Raw genomic sequence first — 1,794 nt, 5'->3', positions numbered from 1 at the left:
CGTCAGCTAAATCAGACGCCCCTTTAGAACCACCACCAGAATTTATCAGCCCTATTTTACCCATATAACAATTGGCCACCTGTAATCTGCAAAGGTCAATGGGATGGTCTGTAGTCAACGCTTCATACATAGCATCGTCATACTTTCCAAATCCTATTTCTCTAAATCCAAAATTGTTGGTCGGAAGTTTTTGTTTGATTATATCAGCCTGAATGGTCACACCCAAATGATTGGCTTGTCCCGTTAAATCTGCAGACGTGTGATAATCTTCCGTTTCGGTTTTAAAAGCATCATTACGGGTATAGCACCATAAAATGGTTGCCATTCCCAAACTATGTGCTTCTTCGAAGGCTTCGGCTATTTCTTTAAGCTGTCTGTTACTTTCTTTTGAACCAAAATAAATGGTAGCACCCACGGCAACAGCTCCCATATCCCAAGCCGATTTAACCTTTCCAAATAGTGTTTGGTCATAGGAATTTGGATAGGTAAGCAGTTCATTGTGATTAATTTTTACAATAAATGGGATTTTGTGGGCATATTTTCGGGCGTTCAATCCCAGTACGCCAAACGTAGATGCCACAGCATTGCAACCAGCTTCAATGGCTAGTTTTATTATATTCTCGGGGTCAAAATAGTCACGGTTTTTATAGAACGAAAAAGCGGCACTATGCTCAATACCTTGATCGATAGGCAGGATGCTTAAGTAGCCTGTGCTCCCCAGATTCCCGTGTTTGTACAACTGGGAAAGACTTCGCAGTACTTGTGGATTTCTATTGCTATTTCCAAATACCTGGTCAAGACCATCCTTACCGGGGGTTTGTAATTCATCCTTCGTTATTTTTTCACAAACGTGATCCAAATAGAAGGATGCCTTTTTCCCTAATAGCTCTGCAATATTTTCGTTTATTTTCATTTTTTTAACTTTACTTAATTCATAAACTTCTATTTGTTTTGGAAAAGGACGTTGCCGCATCGGTTTCAATTCCGGAAAGTGCATAACTAGAGCAACCCGTTGCTCTCAAAATCCTTTTGCTCAAGAACTTAACTGCTTCTTGTTTTTATGTGCCATTCCAAGTTGATTTTATTTATAGCTAACAGTAAAATAACCACCGTTCGCTTGTTTAAATTCCTGCTTCTGCAATAAACCCGAAAGCGTTAAATATTCCGTTACGTCATAATTAATTGTTCTTACCTGTATGCCCATTAGATAAGCTTTAATGGAAATTTTTTCTGTAATCTTCAGGTTGTTATTTTCTTTAATGAGCACACGATTGGTGACATCTACATTGTTTTTTGACCCAAGGAAATTGAGAATGCCTGTTTCCACATACATCGTCAAACTCATACTGCGTATCATTTCATCAGCCGCTAAAGCATAAAGTTTTTTAAAATCCCCGGATTTCACGGACACCCTGACCTTCCTCTTTTTGGGATTGATTGCAAAGACCGATAAAAGCACGTCAGCGTCTTCGGGACGGCACTCATAATTGGTCGTGTAGGTTGACTCTAACTTCTGTGCTTCGTCATAAAGTTCAGTTTTGATGTTTATAAAGAAAGTCCCGCCCCTTCGGGCCATTTTTCCGGCAGTAAATATTTGCTTCCCTGTAAGTTTTCCCTTTTTGTCAAAACTTTCTCTTGTTATCTTTTTGCCTTCTATTTGCTCAATCAACATTGCATTGTCCTGAGCTTTCAATGTCGCAAAAGGAAATAGGAACAGAGTGAAAAATAATATGCTATAAATTGATTTATTCATATCTCGTTTTTTTTCTTTAAGCCAGATTGATAGGCTTAGTT

Annotated in this window: 2 protein-coding genes; both read right to left on the bottom strand. The window is 38.6% G+C overall.

Annotated elements, in window-relative coordinates; translation table 11 throughout:
• Positions 1 to 913 (bottom strand): class I fructose-bisphosphate aldolase (locus VLZ86_RS11640; protein WP_325451501.1); only part of this gene is annotated, 913 nt, incomplete at its 3' end.
• A 168-nt stretch (positions 914 to 1,081) separates the two neighbouring features.
• A complete protein-coding gene (locus tag VLZ86_RS11635) occupies positions 1,082 to 1,753 on the bottom strand; it encodes a hypothetical protein (RefSeq protein WP_147284239.1) in 672 nt (223 codons plus the stop codon).
• Between the last annotated feature and the right edge of the window lie 41 nt (positions 1,754 to 1,794).

The sequence above is a fragment of the Gelidibacter sp. genome (assembly GCF_035515035.1).
Classification (GTDB): Bacteria; Bacteroidota; Bacteroidia; order Flavobacteriales; family Flavobacteriaceae; genus Gelidibacter.
This window is presented reverse-complemented; position numbering and strand designations above follow the sequence as displayed.